This is a genomic window from Pseudomonas sp. Irchel 3A7 (genome assembly GCF_900187565.1).
In the GTDB taxonomy this organism is placed as follows: Bacteria; Pseudomonadota; Gammaproteobacteria; order Pseudomonadales; family Pseudomonadaceae; genus Aquipseudomonas.
On record NZ_FYED01000002.1, the window covers coordinates 243,193 to 265,157 of the forward strand.

At 61.2% G+C, this 21,965-nt stretch carries 18 protein-coding genes and 1 pseudogene; 5 read left to right on the forward strand and 14 right to left on the reverse strand.

Going from position 1 to position 21,965, the window contains the following annotated elements:
• Positions 1 to 381: 381 nt before the first annotated feature.
• From betA to speB, 4 genes are all read right to left on the reverse strand, one after another.
• Positions 382 to 2,070, reverse strand: a complete 1,689-nt coding sequence (gene betA / locus CKW21_RS03685) for a choline dehydrogenase (protein ID WP_095192665.1) — start codon at positions 2,068 to 2,070, stop codon at positions 382 to 384.
• 3 nt (positions 2,071 to 2,073) lie between these two features.
• Entirely contained in the window at positions 2,074 to 3,642 is a 1,569-nt protein-coding gene (locus CKW21_RS03690; RefSeq protein WP_095192666.1) for a cytosine permease, read from the reverse strand.
• Between the two features lie 180 nt (positions 3,643 to 3,822).
• Positions 3,823 to 5,334, reverse strand: coding sequence for an aldehyde dehydrogenase (locus CKW21_RS03695; RefSeq protein ID WP_095192667.1), 1,512 nt, complete (start codon positions 5,332 to 5,334; stop codon positions 3,823 to 3,825).
• A gap of 10 nt (positions 5,335 to 5,344) precedes the next feature.
• Positions 5,345 to 6,343: an agmatinase gene (speB, locus tag CKW21_RS03700; RefSeq protein WP_095192668.1), complete on the reverse strand. Its 999-nt coding sequence runs from the start codon at positions 6,341 to 6,343 to the stop codon at positions 5,345 to 5,347.
• Positions 6,344 to 6,494: 151 nt separating this feature from the next.
• On the opposite strand from speB, the gene CKW21_RS03705 reads away from it, so the two are divergent.
• The 3 genes from CKW21_RS03705 to CKW21_RS03715 all read left to right on the forward strand — a co-directional run bounded on the left by CKW21_RS03705 (position 6,495) and on the right by CKW21_RS03715 (position 10,512).
• Positions 6,495 to 7,418, forward strand: a complete 924-nt coding sequence (locus CKW21_RS03705) for a LysR family transcriptional regulator (protein WP_095192669.1) — start codon at positions 6,495 to 6,497, stop codon at positions 7,416 to 7,418.
• A 251-nt stretch (positions 7,419 to 7,669) separates the two neighbouring features.
• A complete protein-coding gene (gene glyA / locus CKW21_RS03710; protein ID WP_095192670.1) occupies positions 7,670 to 8,926 on the forward strand; it encodes a serine hydroxymethyltransferase in 1,257 nt (418 codons plus the stop codon).
• Between the two features lie 161 nt (positions 8,927 to 9,087).
• On the forward strand, positions 9,088 to 10,512 hold the full coding sequence (locus CKW21_RS03715) for a M15 family metallopeptidase (RefSeq protein ID WP_095192671.1): 1,425 nt from the start codon (positions 9,088 to 9,090) through the stop codon (positions 10,510 to 10,512).
• A 69-nt stretch (positions 10,513 to 10,581) separates the two neighbouring features.
• Here the strand turns inward: CKW21_RS03715 and CKW21_RS03720 are convergent, their stop codons facing one another.
• The 5 genes and pseudogenes from CKW21_RS03720 to CKW21_RS03740 form a co-directional block, all read right to left on the reverse strand.
• Entirely contained in the window at positions 10,582 to 11,634 is a 1,053-nt protein-coding gene (locus CKW21_RS03720; protein WP_095192672.1) for a sterol desaturase family protein, read from the reverse strand.
• A 186-nt stretch (positions 11,635 to 11,820) separates the two neighbouring features.
• Positions 11,821 to 13,218, reverse strand: a complete 1,398-nt coding sequence (locus CKW21_RS03725; RefSeq protein WP_095192673.1) for a cytosine permease — start codon at positions 13,216 to 13,218, stop codon at positions 11,821 to 11,823.
• A 66-nt stretch (positions 13,219 to 13,284) separates the two neighbouring features.
• Positions 13,285 to 14,190 (reverse strand): annotated as a pseudogene (locus tag CKW21_RS03730) (amidohydrolase); the annotation flags it as partial.
• Entirely contained in the window at positions 14,163 to 14,354 is a 192-nt protein-coding gene (locus tag CKW21_RS03735) for a hypothetical protein (RefSeq protein WP_141232896.1), read from the reverse strand. The gene CKW21_RS03735 and the pseudogene CKW21_RS03730, both read right to left, overlap by 28 nt.
• 155 nt (positions 14,355 to 14,509) lie before the next feature.
• On the reverse strand, positions 14,510 to 14,869 hold the full coding sequence (locus CKW21_RS03740; RefSeq protein ID WP_095192675.1) for a DUF6124 family protein: 360 nt from the start codon (positions 14,867 to 14,869) through the stop codon (positions 14,510 to 14,512).
• Between the two features lie 490 nt (positions 14,870 to 15,359).
• Between CKW21_RS03740 and CKW21_RS03745 the strand changes: the two genes are divergently transcribed.
• Entirely contained in the window at positions 15,360 to 15,743 is a 384-nt protein-coding gene (locus CKW21_RS03745; protein WP_095192676.1) for a DUF6124 family protein, read from the forward strand.
• Here the strand turns inward: CKW21_RS03745 and CKW21_RS03750 are convergent.
• From CKW21_RS03750 to CKW21_RS03765, 4 genes are all read right to left on the reverse strand, one after another.
• Positions 15,720 to 16,748 carry a helix-turn-helix transcriptional regulator gene (locus tag CKW21_RS03750; RefSeq protein WP_095192677.1) on the reverse strand — a complete coding sequence of 343 codons (1,029 nt, stop codon included), beginning with the start codon at positions 16,746 to 16,748 and terminating at the stop codon, positions 15,720 to 15,722. The genes CKW21_RS03745 and CKW21_RS03750 overlap by 24 nt on opposite strands.
• A 254-nt stretch (positions 16,749 to 17,002) precedes the next feature.
• Complete coding sequence (locus CKW21_RS03755; RefSeq protein WP_095192678.1) at positions 17,003 to 17,725, reverse strand: gamma-glutamylcyclotransferase; 723 nt, start codon at positions 17,723 to 17,725, stop codon at positions 17,003 to 17,005.
• Between the two features lie 83 nt (positions 17,726 to 17,808).
• On the reverse strand, positions 17,809 to 18,654 hold the full coding sequence (locus tag CKW21_RS03760; RefSeq protein ID WP_095192679.1) for a nitrilase family protein: 846 nt from the start codon (positions 18,652 to 18,654) through the stop codon (positions 17,809 to 17,811).
• A complete protein-coding gene (locus CKW21_RS03765; RefSeq protein ID WP_095192680.1) occupies positions 18,651 to 20,150 on the reverse strand; it encodes a cytosine permease in 1,500 nt (499 codons plus the stop codon). The genes CKW21_RS03760 and CKW21_RS03765 overlap by 4 nt, the downstream gene beginning before the upstream one ends.
• A 199-nt stretch (positions 20,151 to 20,349) precedes the next feature.
• Here CKW21_RS03765 and CKW21_RS03770 point away from each other — a divergent pair, with 199 nt between their 5' ends.
• A complete protein-coding gene (locus tag CKW21_RS03770) occupies positions 20,350 to 21,252 on the forward strand; it encodes a LysR family transcriptional regulator (RefSeq protein WP_095192681.1) in 903 nt (300 codons plus the stop codon).
• Between the two features lie 116 nt (positions 21,253 to 21,368).
• Here CKW21_RS03770 and CKW21_RS03775 read toward each other — a convergent pair whose 3' ends face one another.
• The gene (locus tag CKW21_RS03775; RefSeq protein WP_095192682.1) at positions 21,369 to 21,902 is read right to left on the reverse strand and encodes a cysteine hydrolase family protein; all 534 of its coding nucleotides are present in this window, start codon (positions 21,900 to 21,902) and stop codon (positions 21,369 to 21,371) included.
• Positions 21,903 to 21,965 lie beyond the last annotated feature (63 nt).

The following is a 21,965-nucleotide window of genomic DNA, read 5'->3' on the forward strand; positions in this document are numbered from 1 at the left end:
CGTCTTCGCGAGCAGGCTCGCTCCCACAGTGGATCTGCGTCGTACCGCAGTTTTGTGTTCACTGACGATCAGATGTGGGAGCGAGCCGGCTCGCGAAAGCGGTGGGTCAGGCACCCGCAATGTCGACTGACACTCCGTCTTCGCGAGCAGGCTCGCTCCCACAATGGATCTGCGTCGTACCGCAGTTTTGTGTTCACTGACGATCAGATGTGGGAGCGAGCCTGCTCGCGAAAGCGGTGGGTCAGGCACCCGCAATGTCGACTGACACTCCGCCTTCGCGAGCAGGCTCGCTCCCACAATGGATCTGCGTCGTACCGCAGTTTTGTGTTCACTGACGATCAGATGTGGGAGCGAGCCGGCTCGCTCCCACATTGACTTGCACTACACCCGCACGTTACGCCCCGGTAACGCCGAGCGTTGGCTGTTTTCCCAGTTCTCCACAAGCCCGACCGGCACCTGCGATGCCGGCAGCATCGTCACCCCGCGCACCAGATCCGACGCCCGCTCGGCCAGCATGATGGTCGGGGCGTTGAGGTTGCCGTTCGGTTCGGTCGGAAACACCGAGGAGTCGATCACCCGCAGCCCGGCAATGCCATGCACCCGCAGCTCGGAATCCACCACCGCCATGTCGTCCTCGCCCATGCGGCACGAGCCACAAGGGTGATAGGTGCTTTCGAGGTTGTCACGGACGAAGGCGTCGATCTGTTCATCGGTTTGCACCAGCGGACCAGGGGCGATTTCGCCGTCGCGGAAACGGTCCATGGCCTTCTGGCCGATGATCTCACGGGTCAGGCGGATGCAGCGGCGGAAGCCTTCGCGATCCTCCTCGCGTTGCAGGTAGTTGAAGCGGATTTCCGGGTGTTCATACGGGTCGGCGGAACGCACCCGCACGTAACCACGACTTTTCGGTTTATTCGGCCCGGTGAGCACCATGAACCCGTGGCCCTTGATCGGCTTGTTGCCGTCGTAACGCATGGCGGCCGGCAGAAAGTGAAACTGGATGTCCGGCCAGCGCAGGCCCTTGTCGGAGCGGATGAAACCGCCGGCCTCGAAGTGATTGGTGGCGCCCAGGCCATCCTTGAACAACAGCCAGCGCAGGCCGATCAACAACTTGCTCAGGGGGTCCATTTTGCTGTTGAGCGTCACCGGCTCCTTGCAGCCGAACTGGATGTACACCTCGGCGTGATCCTGCAGGTTCTCCCCTACCCCGGGCAGGTCATGGCGCACCTCGATCCCGGCTTTGCGCAGAACCTCGGCCGGGCCGATGCCGGAGCGTTGCAGCAAATGCGGCGAACCGATGGGGCCGGACGAAATCAGCACTTCGCGGTTGCAATACACCTCATGGGTCTGGCCATTGTGGTCATAGCGGATGCCCACCGCGCGCTTGCCTTCGAGGATGATCTGCCGGGTCATCGCGTGGGTGATCACGGTCAGGTTCGGGCGGCCCATGGCCGGGCGCAGATAAGCGTTGGCGGTGGAACAACGCACACCATTCTTCACGGTCATGTGCATCGCCCCGAAGCCCTCCTGCATGAAGCCGTTGCAGTCGTCGGTCTTGATGTAGCCCGCCTCGGCACCGGCTTCGACCCAGGCCCCGTACAGCGGGTTTTTCATGTGGTTGCCGTTGGTGGTGTGCAGCGGGCCGGTTTGCCCGCGATAGCTGTCCCCACCGGACTCGTAACTCTCGGCACGCTTGAAGTACGGCAGGCAATTTTTATAACCCCAGCCCTGGGCGCCGAGGGTTTCCCACTCATCGAAGTCATAGGCATGGCCACGGATATAGACCAAACCGTTGATCGACGACGAACCACCCAACACCTTACCGCGCGGGCAGTGAATGCGCCGGCCATTGAGGTACGTCTCAGGCTCGGTTTCGTAGCGCCAGTTGTACTTTTTGGTGTTCATCGGGATCGAAAACGCGCTCGGCATCTGGATCACCACACTGCGGTCGCTGCCGCCGAATTCCAGCACCAGCACAGACGTGGCCGGGTCTTCGCTGAGACGGTTGGCCAACACACAACCGGCCGAACCGGCACCGATGATGATGTAGTCGTATTTTTGCGTAGCCATGATTTATCTCCGAGCCGCCGATTCGTTGAACACCGGCAACGAGGGTTTGCTCAGCGGGTCGCCGGTGGTGTAGTGCGGGCAGGTTTTTTCGATGTGCTGGATGATGATTTCTTCGCGCTTGAGATCGATGGAGCGGCTCAGCCAGTAGTACGCCAGCCCCGACACGATCAGCCCGACCAGCCAGGCGATGTCGATGCTGCCCAGCGCCTTGGCCAGCGGGCCGACATACACCTCGCGCTGCTCGACACCGTCGTAGATGTAGAAGAACGGGATCATCGAGATGAAGCCGATGGCATACGCGGCAATGCCCCGCAGGCCCCAGCTGCCGTAGATGTTGCCGTGGGGCATGAAGAAGTGCGGAATGGCGTAGCGGCCCTTGCGCACGAAGAAGTAGTCGGTGAGGTTGACCGAGGTCCAGGGCACCAGGAAGTACAGCATCACCACCAGGTAGATGCCGAGCACCGACAGGCCCTTGCCCGAACTCTGGATGCTCAGGGCCACGCCCAGTTGCAGCAGGATCACGAAACCGATGGCCAGGATTCGCGCCTTGCGGGTCGGTTCGATGTGTTTGATGGAATCGATGCAGGTCAGCGTGGTCAGCTTGGCGCTGTAGATGTTCATCGCAATCACCGGCAGGAACGCCAGGATGGTGATGACCACAACCGCGGTGCCCATCAGCGGCGACACGGTATTGCCGACTTGCCCCAGGGCCACCAATACGTCGGTGGAGTGCAGGTGATCGGCCAGCCAGCCGCCCACGGAAATCATCCATGCACCGGACAACGACGCACCGAGGAACACCACCGCGATCAACTTGCCGCTGGAGGTGTTCTTCGGCAGGTAACGCGAATAGTCGGACACATACGGGGCGTAAGCGATGTTGTAGCTCGCCGCCGCCGCGAACTGCGCGATGAAGCCGGTCCAGTTGAAACCCAGCGGCGCCGGGGCCACTTCACCTTCGGCGAGTGGTGGCAGCACCGCATCCGGCACCCAGCCCATCAACACTGCCAGCGTCACCAGGCCGTACAGCGGCAGCGACAGGTACAGGGCCCATTTGAAACTGCGGTGCATCCAGTCATGACCCAGAATCGCCAGCACCGCCGCCGGGATGGTCACCGCCACCGCAATCACCGTGGGGCTGAACCCGAACAGCGTGTGCAGCCCCTGCATCATCAACACCAGATTGACGATGTTGAAACCGGCGAACACGAACAGCGTCGCCAACAGCACCAGGATCACCCCGCGATAACCGAACTGCGCCCGGGACTGGATCATCTGTGGCAGGCCCAGGTGCGGACCTTGCGAACCATGAAAGGCCATGAACAGCGTGCCGAACATGATGCCCAGCGTGCCGGCCAGGGTGGTCCAGAGCGCCGTCAGGCCAACGCTCGGCCCGACGAAGCCGATGGTCATGGTGAAGAAGGTGAAATTGCCGAGGAACCAGAACGGGCCTTGGCTCGACAGTTTGTCAGTGCGCTCGTTCTCAGGGATGAAATCGATGGAATGCCCCTCGACCACGGATTTGTTGTCGAGGATGGACAGACTCGGAGCAGGCTTGGCGTCAATGTTCATGATGGTCTCTTATTGTTGGAAGATCATGACGAAATAACCGCATTCTTTTGGCGCGTCCGTGCCGACAAACCTGTAGGAGCGAGCTTGCTCGCGATGAACCCAGGAACACCACGGGGTGTCAGGCTGCCAGCGTTATCGTTGGCGACCATCGCGAGCAAGCTCGCTCCTACAGGGTCAAGGTCAGCCGGGCAGCGTGATCCACACCGCCTTGGTTTCGAGCAGGTAGTCGAGCTGCTCCGCGCCCAGGTCCTTGCCGAAACCCGACTGCTTGTAGCCACCGAACGGCATCGACGGGTCGAGGGTGCCGTGGACGTTGACGTAGACCGAACCCGCTTTCAACCGCGGAATCAGGCTGTGCACTTTTCCAAGGTCGTTGGAATACAGGGCCGCCGCCAGGCCGTAAGGCGAGTCATTGGCCAGGGCCAGTGCCTCTTCTTCATCGTCGAACGCGGCGGTCACCAGCACCGGGCCGAAGATCTCTTCCTGGACGATGCGCATGTCGTTGCGGCAATGGGCAAAAATGGTCGGCTCGACGAAGAAACCCGGACCCTCGACCGGCTGGCCGCCGTAGACCAGTTCGGCACCTTCGCGCTTGCCGGTCTCGATGTACTCGGTCACGCGCTGCTTCTGCAACGCCGAGACCAGCGGGCCGATGAAACAGTCCGGGTCCAGCCCCGGGGCCATCTTCAACGTCCGGGTGTAGGCGATCAGTTCACCCAGGAATTCGTCGTAGACGCTGCGATGAACATAGGCCCGCGTACCGGCGTCGCATACCTGCCCCGAGTTGAAGAACACGCCATTGGCGACCGCTTGCGCGGCGGCGGGAATGTCTGCGTCGGCCAAGACGATTACCGGTGATTTTCCTCCGAGTTCCAGGGTTAGTCGCTTCATTTCGTCGAGCGCGGCGCGGCCGACGGTGCGGCCCACCGGGGTCGATCCGGTGAAGGTCAGTTTGTCGATGCCGGGGTGGGTGGCCATGGCCGCGCCGACCACGCTGCCGCGCCCGGTGACGATGTTGATCACGCCGTCCGGGATGCCCGCTTCCTGCACCAGCTCAGCAAATCGCAGGGCCGAGAGCGAGGTCAGTTCGGCGGGCTTGACCACCACGGTGCAACCGGTGGCCAGCGCCGCGCCAAGCTTCCAGGCCATGGTTTGCAGCGGGAAATTCCACGGCACGATAGCGCCGACCACCCCCACTGCTTCCTTGCGGGTATAGGCCAGGTAATTGCCCGGCAGCGAAGGTTCGACGGTACGCCCGTGGAGCTTGGTGGCCCAACCGGCGAAGTAACGCAGGGTGTCGACCGTGCCCTGGATATCGACATCCTTGGCGAACGCCACGGATTTGCCCATGTCGATCGATTCGATCTGCGCCAGCTCAAAGGCGTTTTGCTCGATCAGGTCCGCCAGGCGCTGTATCAGCCGTTCGCGTTCCGCCGGTTTGGCCTGGCGCCAGGCGCCGCCGTCGAACTGGGCACGGGCGGCTTGTACGGCGCGGTCCAGATCTTGCGTGGTGCCCATGGGAATGCGGGTGATCAGGCCTTCGGTCGAGGGTTCGATCACCTCGGAGGTCTGGCCGTCGCTGGCTTCGACCCAGGCACCGCCGATGAACATTTTCTGCACCTTGCTGAGGAAGGTTTGGGTGGCTTCGCTGACGCCGAATTTTTGCAGGTAGTTTTTGACGATCGTGTCCATTTTTATGCTCTCAGGCCGGAGTGGCTTCGTTGATGGACTGCCGCGCCTGGGCGCGCTCGTGGAAGATGAAACCGATGCTGTTGAGCAGCAGTTGCGCGGCGAGAATCGAGGTCATGCCGGTCGGGTCGTACACCGGCGCGACTTCCACCAGGTCCATGCCGACGATGTTGCCCTGGCTGCGTTTGGCCAGCGCCTGGATGATCTCCAGCACTTCGTAGTAGAGGAAGCCGCCATGGCTGGGGGTGCCGGTGCCGGGGGCGATGGACGGGTCGAAACCGTCGATGTCGATGGTGATGTAGTAATTGATGTTCTGCGGGATCAGCGCCAGCACCCCGTCGACGCCGAGCCGACGCACGTCGCGCACCGAAAGAATCTTCGAACCCGCCGCGTGGGCCGCTTCGTAGTCATCGCGGTTGGACGACGACACGTTACGAATGCCCATCTGGGTCATGCCGACGATGTGGTTCATTTCCGAGGCGCGGCGCAGCGGGTTGCCGTGGCCGTAGCGCACGCCATGGCGCTCGTCGACGAAGTCCAGATGCGCATCGAAATGGATGATGTGGATCGGACCGCGCCCTTCGAACGCCTTGATCACCGGGGCATGCACCGAGTGATCACCGCCCAGTACCACCGGCATCACGCCGGCATCGAGGATCTTGCGCACCGCGTATTCGGTGTTGTGGTTACTGGTGACCATGTCGGTGTGGACGATGTCGGCATCCCCGACGTCGACCATGCGCACGTCGGCGGCGGTCAGGTACATGACGTCATCTTCGTGGTCGTACGCGCCGGCATGGCCGAAGGAAAACAGCGTCGATGCCTCGCGAATGCCCCGTGGTCCGAAGCGTGCGCCGGAGCGCCACTGGGTGCCCATGTCGTTGGGCACGCCGAGCACCGCCACGTCTGCGTCCAGGGCATCCCAATCGGTGCACACCGGGGATTTGCCGAAGGTGCAATGCCCCACGAATGGCAGGTTCAGGCGGCCGGATTCATAACCGTTGTTCGACATTTCAAGCCTCTCCACTTCTTGTTATCGGCTGGGCGGACTGCAAGGCGACCGCCGTTGGAAAGACTATGGGCGCAGCTTTTCGTGGAAAAAATGCTAAACATCAGATACTCATATCGGCATTGCCGATGTATTCGCAGGCGGGAGGCCCAAGGTGATTCAACTGCACGATGTCGACCTGAAATTGCTCAGGGTGTTTGCCACGATTGTCCGCTGTGGTGGCTTTTCCGCGGCGCAGGCGGCGTTGAACGCCGGCCAGTCGACCATCAGCGAACAGATGACCCATCTGGAGACCCGGCTTGGGGTCAAGCTCTGCCAGCGTGGACGCAGTGGCTTTCGCCTGACCGAGCAAGGCGTGGCGATTCATGAGGCCACCCAGCGCCTGCTCTCGGCGGTGGAAAATTTCTGCATGGACGCCGATGTGCTCAAGCAGCACATCAGCGGCAAGCTCAACCTGGGGATCATCGACACCACCATCACCGACCCCGATTCGCCGATCCCGCGCACCACCCAACGCTTCGTATCGCGCGGGCACGATGTGCACCTGAGCGTGTACGTCGGCGAACCTGCCGAACTGGAGGAACGGGTGCTCGACGGCCGCCTGCACCTGGCCATCGGGCACTTCCCGATCCATGTGCCGGGGTTGCAGCATTCACCGCTGTATCAGGAAGCGCTGGGTCTGTATTGCGGGCGGCGGCATCCGCTGTTCGGCAGCCAGGCCGAAGGTGACGAGCTGCTTGAAGAAATCAGCACCAGCCGCATTGTCGTGCGCGGCTACATGCAGCAATACGACCTGGAACACCTGGGGGTGAGCAAGGCGGCGGCGACCGTGGACAACATCGAGGCCCTGGCGATCCTGATCATCTCCGGGGCTTACCTGGGCTTTCTGCCGGCCCATTTCGCCGCCCAGTGGATCAAGACCGGCGAGATGCACCAGCTCGCCCCGCAGAGCCTGCAACTGATGTCACCGTTCGACGTGATCACCCGGCGCGGCACGGCACCGCCGCCGATTCTCCAGGCATTTCTTGAGGATCTGGCGGCCTGTTCGCGCAAAGTGGCTTCACCCGGGAAGCCCTGACAAACCTCCTCCCACAAGGGCTGTGTATGCAAATCGATACACCGTAGTGAATTCAAGACAAGCCCCTGATCACCCGCACAGCCTGGACGTCGTTCACTCATGCCTGCATGCCTGTATTGATTTCAATACGACCCACTCGCGCCATTCCATACAAGAACAATCATAAGCCTTTGTTTTAAAACAAATAACCAACACTGGCATCAGCCTTGCGAACAGCAACGTCCAACAACAACGAAAGCAGAGGGCTCACCATGTTCAGCAAGCACGACCAGATCAAAGGCTACGACGACGAACTGCTGGCAGCGATGGACGCCGAAGACGCACGGCAGGAACACCACATCGAATTGATCGCTTCGGAGAACTACACCAGCCAACGGGTGATGCAAGCGCAAGGCAGCGGCCTGACCAACAAGTACGCCGAGGGCTATCCGGGCAAGCGTTATTACGGCGGTTGCGAACACGTCGATGTGGTCGAGCAATTGGCCATCGACCGCGCCAAGCAACTGTTCGGCGCCGATTACGCCAACGTCCAACCGCATTCCGGCAGCCAGGCCAACGCCGCGGTTTACCTGGCGTTGCTGCAAGCGGGCGATACCGTGCTGGGCATGAGCCTGGCCCACGGCGGGCATCTGACTCATGGTGCCAAGGTGAGTTTTTCCGGCAAGTTGTACAACGCCGTGCAATACGGCATCGACACCGCGACCGGGTTGATCGACTACGACGAAGTCGAACGTCTGGCGGTTGAGCATCAACCGAAGATGATCATTGCCGGTTTCTCGGCTTACTCGAAGACCCTGGACTTCCCGCGTTTGCGGCAGATCGCCGACAAGGTGGGCGCGTACCTGTTCGTCGACATGGCCCACGTTGCCGGGTTGGTGGCGACCGGTCTGTATCCGAACCCGATTCCATTCGCCGACGTGGTCACCACCACGACCCACAAGACCCTGCGCGGTCCGCGTGGCGGATTGATCCTGGCCAGGGCCAATGCGGAACTGGAGAAAAAACTCAACGCAGCCGTGTTCCCCGGCGGCCAGGGCGGCCCACTGATGCACGTGATCGCGGCCAAAGCGGTGTGCTTCAAGGAAGCGCTGGAGCCGGCCTTCAAGACTTACCAGGCGCAAGTGATCCGCAACGCCCAGGCGATGGCGCAGGTCTTCATCGAGCGCGGCTACGATGTGGTGTCCGGCGGTACCGACAACCACCTGTTTCTGGTCAGCCTGATTCGCCAGGGCCTGACCGGCAAGGACGCCGACGCCGCGCTCGGCCGTGCCGGCATCACCGTGAACAAGAACGCGGTGCCCAATGATCCGCAGTCGCCGTTCGTAACCTCCGGCCTGCGCATCGGTACGCCGGCGATCACCAGTCGCGGTTTCAAGGAAGCCCAGAGCATCGAACTGGCGGGCTGGATCTGCGACATTCTCGACCACCTCGGCGATACCGGGATCGAGGCCCGGGTCGCCCGGCAAGCGGCAGCCCTGTGCAGTGATTTCCCGGTCTACCGCGACTGATTTGTAAGGGCAGTCCCTTGTGGGAGCGAGCCTGCTCGCGAATGCGATATGTCAGCTACATTGATGTCGACTGACAGACCGCATTCGTCGGAACGCCGCCCGGAGCCGGCTCGCTCCCACAGTTTTTTTTTGCACCAACACCACCATGGAGGCCCGGCGTGATGCCATATGCAGCTCGATCATTGCTCCTGTTCCTGAGCCTCGCCCTGCCCGGCTTCGCCGGTGCCGAAGACAGGCCCGGGCACATGGTTTATCTGCGCACGATCGATCCCGGCATCGAGCAGGACATCCGTTATGCCGCTGCCCACAACTTCACCGGGCACCCGCTCGACGGCTACGAAGCAGCGGAGTGCCTGCTGTCGCTGGACGCCGCCAAGGCCCTCGCCCGGGTGCAATCGGCATTGCGGGCGCAAGGCTATGGTTTGAAGGTATTCGACTGCTATCGCCCCAGTCGGGCGGTGGCGGACATGGGGCGTTTTGCGACGGAACCGGGCGACCCGCGCAAGGCCGAGTTTTATCCACGGGTGGACAAACAGGACTTCTGGCGCCTGGGCTACGTGGCACGGGTGTCCAATCACTCCAGGGGCGGCACGGTCGACCTGACCCTCACCGGTCCGGGTGCCCTGCCCGCCGACACCTGGACGCCTTCAGCCACACCCGTCGATTGCACGGCACCTTATGGCCAGCGCTGGCACGATGGCGCCGTCGACATGGGTACCGGTTTTGACTGCTTCGATGAGCGCGCCCACACCAACACGACATTGATCAACGCCACAGCCATGGAAAATCGCCAGCGGCTCACCCGTGCCATGGAGGCAGAGGGCTTCACTGGCTATTCCGCCGAGTGGTGGCATTTCACATACTCGCGCGATCCTGGCTTGAAGACCGTCATGGACTTCCCCATTACCCCGCTTGAACCCCTGGCCCAGGGGCTCGGCGACAGTCGGCAGTTGATCGTCGTCACCAGCAAACATTGGGATGACATTCAGGGCACTGCCCAGCGCTATGAACGGCGCGACAACAGGTTTGAAAAGCTCGAGGCCGCTTTTCCTGTGGTTCTGGGCAAAAACGGAATGGGTTGGGCCCAGGAACCCGACAGCCTTGAAAAACGTCAGGGACCTATCAAACAGGAAGGCGACGGTAAAGCCCCGGCCGGGATCTTCAAACTGGGTACGGCGTTCGGTTACGGCCCAAAAGCTGAAACGAAACTGCCCTACCTCGCGCTGACGCCGGCCATCGAATGCGTGGATGACAGCCAGTCGAAACGCTACAACCAACTGGTCGACGGCTCGACGGTCGCCAAGGACTGGAGCAGTTCCGAACGCATGCGGCGCAGCGATGACTTGTATCGCCAAGGCATTTTCATCGAACACAACACCCCGGCATCCCCCGCCGCCGGCTCATGCATTTTCTTCCACATCTGGCGCGGCCCAACGACGCCGACCCGGGGTTGTACCGCCATGGCACCGACAGATATCGAGCGCCTGTTCAACTGGCTGGACCCACGCCAGTCTCCGCTGCTGGTGCAATTGCCCGAGGCGCAATACGAGCAGTTGCGCGAACACTGGAACCTTCCCGAGCGCTGATCGTGCCCCAGTCAGCGGTGAAAAACCTGTGGGAGCGAGCCTGCTCGCGAAGGCGGTGTTTCAGTCACATCAATACTGAATGTGCCGACGTATTCGCGAGCAGGCTCGCTCCCACAGGGATGGTGAGCGCCTGGATTTGCGCAACGTGCGCGCGGTTTCGACAAACGGCGTCACGATCAGGCTGTAGAGTGTCAGGTAACGCTGCTGATCCGCCTCGCCAGTGCCGAAGCGGATGGCCTCGGGCTCGGACCGCGTGACGTAGAGCGTGCCAAACATCCAGTCCCAGAGTGACAGGTTGACCCCGAAATTCTTGTTGATGTGCCGAGGTGCGTCGCTGTGGTGGACCTGATGCTGCGCCGGGCTGTTGAGCACATGCTCGACCACCGGCCCGAACGACAGCCAGACATGGCTGTGCCGCAGGTTGGACGCCAGGGCGTTGAAGATGAACACCATGTAGGTCACACCGAGCAGCGTGTAGCGGTCGATCTCCCCGCCGCAGGCGTACCAGAAGAGGCCGGCGAAGGCGCTGATAAACACGATATCGATCAGCCGCTCGATCATTTTCTCGATGAAGTGCACCCGGCTGGCCGTGACCGGCACCAGCACCGGCGCCGAGTGATGGACCTTGTGGAACGCCCACAGGTAGCGCGAATGGTAGGCGCGGTGGGCCCAGTAATGCAGGAAGTCCTGCAACAGGAACACCCCCAGACCGTAGAGCAAGGACAACCCAAGCTGCTGCTCCACCTGCACCCGTGCGCCCCACAGGTGGGTGAAGAAACGCACGTAATCCCCTGAGCGCAACACGTACGGGTCCACGAGGCCGACGATGGGCACCACCAGCATGACTTTCAGGATCGCACGCACAAAGTAGTAGCGGTAATCGAGCAGCGCCGAGGGATGAAAATGCACGCGGTTACCGCCGATGAACCGCCAGAACGTGGGCGCATCGGTCAGCCCGCGGGACTTGCGCCAGCGGAACAGGCCGTAGGCAACGGCGTAGGACGTGAATAGAAAGACTACGCAGAGCCGGCCGTTAAGGTCGAAAAGACCAAGGAATTGGTCGCTGACAGGCGCGATCACCCACCTGAACAGGTATTGGTAGAGAAGTGCTAGAACATCCATGAACGGCAGGCCCGAAAGGTAGAGCGTTGTGGGTAGGTTAAGAACGACGCGGATAATAATGACCCGTCCCTTTCTAGCCAACACCCTTCCCCTACAGGGGGGCACACCCGCCAGATAGCCTGTGCGCCCGCCTTCCCGGTGGTTGCCGTATCACCGAGTGTAGCCGTTATTGCGTATGTTTCTTGTTTACGCTTTGGTTCGTCCTTCAACGGGCACGACAACCGCCGATGGCCGGGCCAGCCAGTAATACAGAACGCCCGGCACCACCAGTCCCACGATCCAGGAGATGTCTACGCCACCAAGCTGCGCGACCATCGGTCCGGAGTAGAAATGGGTGTCGACGAAAGGCAACTGAATCAGCACGCCGATCACGTACACGCTGATCCCCAGCAGGTTCCAGCGGCCATATCGGCCGGCCGGATCGGACAAGGCCGGGATGTCATAACGCTCCTTGTTGATGAAGTAGTAATCCACCAGGTTGATCGCACTCCAGGGGGTGAAGAACGTCAGCAAGAACAGGATGAAATACTTGAACGAGTTGAGGAACGAGTACTGCCCCAGCAGCGCCAGGGTGGTGGACGCCGCGACAATCAGCAACACGAACACCATGCGCTGGCGGGCGCTGAATGCCAGGTGACTGCGAAAACCGGTGATGATGGTGGCCACGCACATGAAGCTGCCATAAGCATTGAGGGTCGACACCGTGACCTTGCCAAAGACCACGCTCAGGTACAGCAAGGAAGCCATCACCCCGCTGCTGCCCAAACCGACGATGGTCGCCACTTCGTGACCACGGAAGTTCGCCCCCGCCAATGCCGCGGCGAACACCCCCAGCACCATGGAAGCCTGGGCGCCCAACACGGTGCCCAGGCCGACGGCGGCGAAGGTTTTCCACGATGACGTCTTGCTCGGAAGGTAGCGTGAATAGTCGGCCACATACGGGCCAAAGGCGATTTGCCAGGATGCCGACAGCGACACCGCCAGCAGGAAAGTACTCCAGGCGAAATGACGGTTTTGCAGCAACAGGCCGATATCGTTGAGCGTCATCAACCGGGTAAACAGATAGACGAACGCGATGACGCCGAGCACGCTGGCAACCCGCCCGACCAGGTGGATCACCCGGTAACCGAACATCGTCAGCAAGGCGATGCCGGCGGCGAAAATCAGGATGCCGGCACTGTCGCTGACGCTGATCAACTGGGCAATCGCCTGCCCCGACAACACCGCGCCGGTGGCGCTGAAGCCGAGGTACATCAGGCATACCAGCACAATCGGGATCGCCGCGCCGTACACCCCGAATTGCACGCGACTGGAGATCATCTGTGGCAACCCGAGTTTCGGCCCTTGCGCCGCATGCAGCGCCACCACGGCACCGCCGAGCACCTGGCCGATCAGCAAGCCGACGAGCGACCAGAACACATCACCGCCCAACACCACGGCCAGCGCTCCGGTGACAATCGCGGTGATCTGCAGATTGGCCCCGAGCCACAGGGTGAACTGGCTATACAGGCTGCCATGGCGCTCGGCCTCGGGGATGTAGTCGATCGAACGGGTTTCGATCAGGGGACTTTGTTGCTGGGTCATTATTCTTGTTCTCTTCCAAATTGAAGGGCATCACACATTCCCCTGTGGGATTGTGTGTAACCGAGGTCATTTTTGTTGTTCGATAACAGCCACCTGCCCCACAAACGGTGCCTTGGCCCACACCACCTTGCCGCCTACCATCGTCATCAGCACCTGATTGCGCCCCAGTTCCTCCTCGGGCACTTGCATGAAGTTTTTATCCAGCACAATCAGGTCGGCGAACTTGCCCACTTCGACCGAACCGACCACTTGTTCCAACCTGAGCTGCTCGGCGGCGTTGAGGGTGATGGTGCGCAACACCTCGGCACGGGACAGCGCCGGGTCGGCATTGAGCCGGCCTGCGTACTTGGGGCCATAGCTGTGCGGGTTCTGCGGATCGCCGGAACGGGTGACGCCGATTTTCAGCGCGAGGAACTCGTCAAGCGGATCCACCGGCCAGTCGCTGCCATAAGCCACCCGGCCTCCGGCACGGGCGATGCTGCCTGACGGTTCCATGCGCGCGAACCGTTCGGCACCGAGGTGATCGCTGGTGCCGTCCACTGTGGACGGCGCCTGCTGTGCCCACTGGAAGGACATGTTGGCGGTGACGTCGAGCGCATTGAACCGCCCGTAGTCGGCAGGGTCCACCGATTCGGCATGGGTGATGGCCGGGCGGAAGGGATTGCCGGGTAATTGCCGGCGCACGTATTCGATGCCATCGAGCGAATCGCGCACCGCCCGGTCGCCGGTGGCGTGCAGGTGCGGATCGAGACCGGCCTGCACCGCTTTGAGCAACAATGGATTGAGCACTTGCGACGGGAAGTACAGCTCGCCCCGGTTTTTCCCCGGCGTCCATTTCGGCGTTTTTTCGGTGCCGGCGTTGTGCAGATACGGCGTTAACATCGCCCCGGTATCGGCCGGCGCGTTGATGATGCCGTCCATGAACAGTTTGACGTGACGCATGCTCACCCCCGGCGCGACCTTGGCTTCACCCTAACCGCCACCGCCTGCTGCACCGGATTTTTACCGTCGACGGTGTACACATAACCGTTGCGCATGACCATGTCGGCGCTGGTCGAACCCTGACTCTGGCACCCCACCAGCGCCACACAGGAAACGGCCGTTGCGCCGGCCACCGCGATAAATAGCCTGGACAATTTCAATTGCCTCACCCCTTTTTATTGTTTTGCAAGGACTCGACCGGACGGCGCGTATGTCCTTGATATGCAGGGCATACCCTATAGGGCGCGGTGAGCGGACGGACCTCTGCAAATGAGGAGGGGTGAGGTGATTTTTTTGATTTATCGAAGAACTATTCAGGCGGATCGATCTGGTCCAGTACACGGTTTGCCGTGATCTCCGCCAGCATGACGCTGTTGGAAATGCCCAGCAGGGCATTGCGGTCTCCCCCGTCCAGATGATCCACCAGTTGATGGACCATCACATCCACAGAGGCCAGTGTCTCGACCAGGTAAACCATCAGGGTTTCAGTCGTGACCTTTGGATCGACGGTAAACAGGGTACTCGGCGTGCGCGGTGTGGCCTTGATGTCGGCAATCGACGGGAAGTGATAATCGAGGGCGCGTTCGGCGGCCTCGTTGAGTTTTTTTGAATCGGGTTCGTAGGGGGATGCTGGATCGATATCCGGCGGGTTTGGTGAAGGCTTTTTCATATTTCGCTCTCTCGTATGGGGCCGTCACCGAGTCGCTGCTAAACGATGGGTGGCAGCTGTGCGCAGGTTAGCAGACCGGGAGAACGAAACCGGCGCGCCCGAGGGCGCCCTGTGCACAGCTACCATAAAGTGCAGGCATGGAATGACCTGACTCTGGATGCAAGTGCGTTCGTAATACCACGGGCTGCTAAACCCGATCACTGATGGGCAGTGACGCGAATCAAGTTACCGAGGGGGTCCAAAGCGCACAAGCCGGCGGATTCTGGCGTACCCGTAGGCAACGCCGCAAGGCTTTGTAGCTTTCAGGAAGTGAATCCGACCGCGATTAAACACACCCTTTCGAACAGTGTTTAACGGGTTGAAATTCTACCCCCGTCCTTGATGAAAACTGCCAGAAAAACCCGGAAGCATCCGACATGTTTTTAGGGTTGGCCGTCGGAAGCGTGACCGTTAGCGTGATAGCTCCACCAACACTTCACGGAGATTCACCATGCGCAAGATCCCCGACGTCCTCACCCGATCAGAAGTAGAAAGCACGGCCCCCTATGTCTCCACGCCTTCGAAAAAGCTGCACCAGGCTGTCAACAACGCACTTGACCATTACCTGAATCCACCGCCTCCTGACATGACCACCAAACTCCCGCCCAGCGCCCTTTTTGTCGTTGCGCCTGACATCAACAACCAAACGCTACTGGCCTACGCCTGTGAGTCGCTCGCCTCGGCGAGCGTGTTGGCCAATGAATTTTCCGGCATGTTGGAAGGTACGCACCGCAACACGATGTTGGCCCTTCAACAGGTGATCATGCTGGGTGAGCTGGCGGTGAATCGGGTGCTGGACAATATGGAACCCTCACACACCCTCCCGGCGACCTGACTCCCCCTGCGAACCCGTCGAGCGCAAGACCGAGCCCAGCTCCACCTTGCTCTTCACCCCCAGTTGCAGGTAGCAGTTACGCAGGTAGGTGCGCACCGTCGCCGGGCTGAGGGTGAGAATTCGGGCGATTTCCTTATAGGAGTGCCCGGCGGCGAACAGCATGGCGACGGTCCGCTCCCGTGGTGCCAGCACCGCCCCGCGCGGCGGTGTTTCCAGGGACAGGATGACGTGTTCGGCATTCGGACTCAGGGTCAGCGCCGAGCGGCCCAGGCGCATGACACAAGGCGCCTTGGGCAATTGTGCGATCACTTCGGCGGGCAGCGTCGAGCCGTTCCAGCCGGGCAATTCCCGCTGAATGGCCGCACACAACCCGGCGCCGACGTAGAGCAATCCTCCGTCCAGCCGCGCGACCGCGAAATCGGTGGCGCCGTTGCCGGTGTCGACGCGGATCATGTCCTGCACCTGAAAGCGCCACAGCTGCAACAGGTGATCGCAGAACGCGGAAAACAGATCGGCCTCGCGGTCGTTGAAAGCCGGCGCTGCAACGCCACGGTAAAGACAGACGAAAAACATCAGGCCACTTTCCGGCAGCTCGAAGGTGATGCACATCGGGTGGTAGAGATCATGGCGCCGGGCGAACGCGTCCACCTCGGCATCGGGGTCGGTGAAACCGCTGTCGCGGATGACCTCGCCGGGGCGGCTCAAGGTGTCATGGGAGAATTTGTCGCTGCCGGCACTTTGTTGCCATTGGGCGGCAAAGGAGTCGGCCAGGTCGATGCGCCCGTGCATCCAGCTCTGCGGGGGTGTGCTGGCGGCCGAAGCAGACATCTCGCCCCACCACGCCGAGGCGAACGGCACCAATGGGCGGAACGCCTGCAGGCCGTCGGCAATGAACTCGGCGGCACCCCGCTCCCGTGCCAGACGCCCCAGGTGCAACACACAACGGTTGAACGCCTGGAGCGTGGTCATCGAGGTGTCGACATCGCCCTGGTTACCCTCCTCCATTGTGCCGGTCCTGTTCGTTGCTTGATCTGTGGCCTGGACCATGCCACAGGGGCTGTAATGACGTCCATGCCTCTGTATCAGCTGGATTTGTTGTGTTCACTGCATGGGTGGACAACACAAATCGTGTGGGAGCGTGGCTTGCCCGCGAAGAGGCCGGCACATACAACATTGATGTTTGCTGAAGCGACGCCTTCGCTGGCAAGCCAGCTCCCACAGGGGATTGGGTACATCTGCAAATAAGTCGTTACAGGCATTCAAGGATTTTTCGCCGTCAGCAACGACGCTTCAATTTCCTCGGCGACCAGACCTTCGAGGCGACTCATGTTGCGGTCACGGATGCCTTGCTCCTTGAGCATGGTCACCGTGCGGAACAGGTATTGCGCCGCCGACCCCCAATGCCCTGCCGCGCGGGCCAGGACTTGCGCGACCTTGTCCATCGGCAACTTGCCGGCGTAGGCCTTGCCGTTCCGCGCCGCGACAAAAGCCAGTGCCCGCAGTGGCCCGGACGCCGTTTTCACCGATATCCAGCGCGCCACGTTGGTGGGCGGGTTGGCGTCGATTTCCCGGGCCAGCAACAGACCGATCTGTTTGAAGTGATCCTGCGAGGGCAACCGGTAGGCCAGGCCCTGACAGCTGCCACCGCGATCGAGGGCCAGCATCAGCGCCGGCAATTCGCGAGTGCCGCGCCAGCGGGTCAGGGTCAGGCAGAACGAGCGATGCCAGCCATAAGCGGTGGCGCTGCGGCACTCGTCGAATTGAAATTCCGGGTTCCAGATCAACGAGCCGTAGGCGAACACCCAGAGATCCTTCGGCGTGTATTCCCGCAGAAGGACCTCCACCATCGCGTCGACTTCTTGCGGCGTATGCTCGGTGGTGCCGGGGTCAGGCCCGGGGTCGGGCTCGAACCGTTCGACATGGGCGACCAGTTCCGCCGTCAGGTTTCGTCTGGTCGTTTGCCGGGTTTTGCCTGCGTCCATATCCGCCTCTCAATATGGATCCAACTCATCATTGATCAAACTAAAAGACTAGCAGCGCGCAGCAAATTTTCCCGAGCCGAGCGTCACTGCACCGCACTGCTCAAGCCATACAACTGCGGCCGCCGATCCCGGTGCAGGTCATTGCGCTCACTGATGCGCTTGTTACGCGCCTCGGCGAGGTTCAGCGTGGCCAGCAGAATCTGCTCGCCGCCCTGCTCCGCCGGCCCCGCCAACGGATAACCATCGGCATCGACGATCACCGAGCCCTGCACCCAGCCCACGCCGCGCTCATGTCCATAACGGTCACAGGCGGCGATGAACAAGCGGTTGACCGAAGCGTTGGCCTGCACCCGCAAGACCTCCGCCGGACGCTCGGTTTGCGGTCGCGGGCCATCGGGCCAGTTGACCGGCGCACAGATCAGGTCGGCGCCGGCAAGGGCCGGGAGACGCACCCACTCGGGGAACTCCAGGTCGTAGCAGATCAGCACGCCGATCCGCCCGTGGATCGTTTCGACCACCGGCGGCGCAGCATCCCCGGCGCTGAAGATGCCCTTTTCGCCATCCCACAGATGCGCCTTGCGGTACACCGCACGCAAGCCCCGGGCATCGATCAGTGCCGCGCTGTTGGCCAGTTCATCGTCGTCCAGCCGCTCACAGAAACCGCCCACCACGACCACGTTCAATTCCCGAGCCAATGCCTGCCACAGGCTCAGGGTCGGGCCGTCACGGGTTTCACTCAGGGCCAGGGCTTCTTCGCGGTCGGCAAACAGGTAGCCGCTCTGCACCAGTTCCGGCAGTACCACGACCTGGGCGCCCTGCAGCGCCGCCGAGCGGATCGCCCGTTCGGTGAGGGTACGGTTGTAAGCGAGGTCGCCGATTTTCGGTGCCAGTTGGCAGCAGGCGACCAGGGTACTCTTGGCAATACTCAACGCACGGTCTCCGCGGATTGATGGGTCATGGCGACGATGTCGTCCTCGGTGATCGCGTCGATGACCCGGCGTTCGGCTTTCAAGTCCAGCGAACGGCTGAGGATGTAGTAAGTCAGGCCCGACACCACCAGCCCCACCAGCCAGGCGATGTCCACGCCTTCGAGCATCCGCGCCAGCGGGCCGACGAACACTTCCTTGCCGGCCGCGGCATCGTAGATGTAGAAGAACGGCACCATGGCGGCAAAGCCGATCAGGTAGGCGACGATGCCGCGAAATTGCCAGGCACCATAAATGCCCTTCGGCGTGAAGAAATGCGGGATCGCGTAGCGACCTTTGCGCACGAAGAAATAGTCCACCAGATTGACCGCGGTCCACGGCACGAGGAAGTACAGCAGCAACACCAGGAAGGTGTTCAACAGCGCGATGCCGTCACCCTTGATCGACAGCACGCAGGTCAACAGGATGAGGCTGATCACGCTGATCGACAGCACCCGGGCACGGGGTGTCGGGGTGATTTTTTTGATCGAGTCGACACCGGTGAGCAAGGTCAGCATGGCGCTGTAGGTGTTGAGCGCGATGATCGGCAGGAAGCCGGCCACCGATACCACCACCAGCAAATTGCCCAGCCCCGGAATCATCGAAGAGCCGACCTGATTCAACGCCACCAGCGCATCTGCCGCTTTCAGTTCCTGGGCCAGCCAGGCACCGAGGCCGATCATCCAGCTACCCGACAACGAGGCGCCGATGAACACCGCCGCGATCAGTTTCGGCCGGCTGGTGTTTTTCGGCAGGTACCGGGAATAGTCGGATACGTAAGGCGCATAGGAAATGTTGTAGCTGGCGCCGATGGCAAACAACGTGGCGAAGGCAATCCAGCTGAAGCCCAGATCAGTCGCCGGGGTGACGCCTTCGGAACCTGCGCCGAACATCAGGGCGATGGTGACCAGTGCATAGAGCGGCAAGGTCGCCAGCAACGCCCACTTGAAAGCCTTGTGCATCAGGTCGTGCCCGTAGATCGACAGCAACGCACCGATCAGCACCACGACCACGGCGACAATGGTCGGATCAACGCCAAACACATGCTCAAGCCCGTTCATGATCAACGAGATGTTCACCACGTTGAACCCGACGAACACAAACATCGTCGCCATCAACGCCAGGATCACCCCGCGATAGCCGAACTGGGCGCGGGACTGGATCATTTGCGGCAGGCCCATTTCCGGACCTTGTGAGCCGTGGAACGCCATGAAGACAGTGCCGAACATGATGCCCAGCGCACCGGCCAGCAGGGTCCACAGCGCCGACAAGCCAAGGCTTGGCCCGACGAAACCGATGGAGATGGTGAAGAAGTGGAAATTGCCGAGAAACCAGAACGGCCCCTGGCTACTGAGTTTGGCGTGACGTTCGTTTTCCGGGATGTAGTCGATCGAGTGGCCTTCGATGGCCAACCCGCTGCCAGCCTCGGCGGCGTGCGCGGAAAGTGGGGACCCTGACATACGATGGTTCCTATGCAGATGATTGTTTTTGTTGTGGGTGCAGAGGCCGGTACAACATCCAGATCCGGTGAAACGCCAGAAAAAGCTGACGATGCCCCTGGTTTCCCTGCAATGTATGGCGAAGGCCTGTTCGGTAAAATATTGCAAACACACTGTTCACATAGATCTGTATCTATGTAATCGACTGTCGGGAGCCCCCATGCTGGGAACTGTAACGGAGCTGGATTTGCGCTTGATCCGGGTATTTCTCACGGTCGTCGAGGCCGGCGGGATTTCGGCGGCGCAAACCGCCCTCAATACCACGCAGCCGACCATCAGCGCGCAGCTGGCGACGCTGGAGGCACGGGTAGGGTTTCGTTTGTGCGAACGCGGTCGCGGCGGTTTTTCGGTGACGCCCAAGGGTGGCCAGTTCGTCGAGGCCGCACGGCGCCTGCTGGCGGCAGCCGAGGGCTTTCGGGTCGAAGTCCAGCACATCAACCGCAAGGTCTCGGGCAACATCAACATCGGCCTGCTGGGGCAGATCGATCCGGTGGCGAACAAGAAAATCGGCTTGGCCATCGCACGTTTGCGGGCTCGGCATGAAGGCCTGTACTTCCATTTCACCGAATTGTCGTCGTCGCTGCTGGAAGAGAAAATCATCAACAGCCATATCGATCTGGCGATCGGGTATTTCTGGCACCGCTTGCCAAATATCGATTACTTCCCGTTGTTCCAGGAAACCCAGATCGCCTATTGCGCGCCGTCACACCCGTTGTTCGAGCAAGTGGGGGCACTGACCCGCGAGGATGTCAGCCACTACGACTGGGTCTGGCCGAGCCACCCGTTGCCGGAAATGCCGGCGCCGACGTCAATCGAACGCCTGACCGTACTCACCGACAGCATGGACGGCGCTGCCCTGCTCATCCTGTCGGGTCAACACCTGGGTTTCCTGCCGCAGCACTATGCAGCCCGGCATGAACAGCTGGGGCAGTTGCATCCGCTCAATCCCGAGTTGCTGCGCTATGAGGTGGGCTTTCACGCAGCGGTGCGGCACTCGGCGCGGCAGCGGGATCTGGTCAGTGCTTTTTTGAATGAGTTGATCGACATCTTCGGCTCGCCTTGAACACACAACTCATGTGGGAGCGAGCCTGCTCGCGAAAGCGGTCTTTCAATCACATTGATGTTGGCTGACACGCCGTCTTCGCGAGCAGGCTCGCTCCCACAGGGATTGCGGTGGTTTCAGAATTGGACGTCTTTGGCCGGGATCACGTCAATTCTGGCCACCGAACCACTCAGGTCCGCCCAATCCTTGTTGTGCTCGGCAATGATGTCTTCGGCAGTCACATTGCCATTGTCGACGGTGGAATGCGCGTCGGCGGCCAGCACCACGTCGTAACCCAGTTGATGCGCCTGACGCACGGTGGCGTTCACGCAGTAATCGGTTTGCAGACCACAGATGACCAGGCGTTCGAAGTCTTGCACGGGTACCAGGTTCTGCAGGTTGGTCTGATAGAACGAATCACCGGTGGTTTTACGTACGCGATGATCGTCCGGTGAGGTTTGCAGCCCTTCGGCCAGTTGCCAGCCGGGGGCACCGTGTTTCAACAGATCGCCCTCTTCTTCGTGCTGGATCAGCACCACCGGAACCCCGGCTTTTCTCGCCCGGGCACTGAGGCCGTTGATGGTGTCGATGACGCGCCTGATCTCGAAGCACTCGTATTCGCCGGAACACAGGGCCTGCTGAACGTCGATGATTAACAGTGCGGTGGTCATGATGCCTTCCTTGATGAGTTGAAAAACCAGGGGACAAACATAAGTCTGCCCCCCTTTCAAACA

Bases quoted from the DNA above. Each gene is read 5' to 3' on its own strand.
- betA (WP_095192665.1), bottom strand. From the start codon at position 2,070: ATGGCTACGCAAAAATACGACTACATCATCATCGGTGCCGGTTCGGCC.
- CKW21_RS03690 (WP_095192666.1), bottom strand. From the start codon at position 3,642: ATGAACATTGACGCCAAGCCTGCTCCGAGTCTGTCCATCCTCGACAAC.
- CKW21_RS03695 (WP_095192667.1), bottom strand. From the start codon at position 5,334: ATGGACACGATCGTCAAAAACTACCTGCAAAAATTCGGCGTCAGCGAA.
- speB (WP_095192668.1), bottom strand. From the start codon at position 6,343: ATGTCGAACAACGGTTATGAATCCGGCCGCCTGAACCTGCCATTCGTG.
- glyA (WP_095192670.1), top strand. From the start codon at position 7,670: ATGTTCAGCAAGCACGACCAGATCAAAGGCTACGACGACGAACTGCTG.
- CKW21_RS03715 (WP_095192671.1), top strand. From the start codon at position 9,088: ATGCCATATGCAGCTCGATCATTGCTCCTGTTCCTGAGCCTCGCCCTG.
- CKW21_RS03720 (WP_095192672.1), bottom strand. From the start codon at position 11,634: ATGGATGTTCTAGCACTTCTCTACCAATACCTGTTCAGGTGGGTGATC.
- CKW21_RS03725 (WP_095192673.1), bottom strand. From the start codon at position 13,218: ATGACCCAGCAACAAAGTCCCCTGATCGAAACCCGTTCGATCGACTAC.
- CKW21_RS03740 (WP_095192675.1), bottom strand. From the start codon at position 14,869: ATGAAAAAGCCTTCACCAAACCCGCCGGATATCGATCCAGCATCCCCC.
- CKW21_RS03745 (WP_095192676.1), top strand. From the start codon at position 15,360: ATGCGCAAGATCCCCGACGTCCTCACCCGATCAGAAGTAGAAAGCACG.
- CKW21_RS03750 (WP_095192677.1), bottom strand. From the start codon at position 16,748: ATGGAGGAGGGTAACCAGGGCGATGTCGACACCTCGATGACCACGCTC.
- CKW21_RS03755 (WP_095192678.1), bottom strand. From the start codon at position 17,725: ATGGACGCAGGCAAAACCCGGCAAACGACCAGACGAAACCTGACGGCG.
- CKW21_RS03765 (WP_095192680.1), bottom strand. From the start codon at position 20,150: ATGTCAGGGTCCCCACTTTCCGCGCACGCCGCCGAGGCTGGCAGCGGG.
- CKW21_RS03770 (WP_095192681.1), top strand. From the start codon at position 20,350: ATGCTGGGAACTGTAACGGAGCTGGATTTGCGCTTGATCCGGGTATTT.
- CKW21_RS03775 (WP_095192682.1), bottom strand. From the start codon at position 21,902: ATGACCACCGCACTGTTAATCATCGACGTTCAGCAGGCCCTGTGTTCC.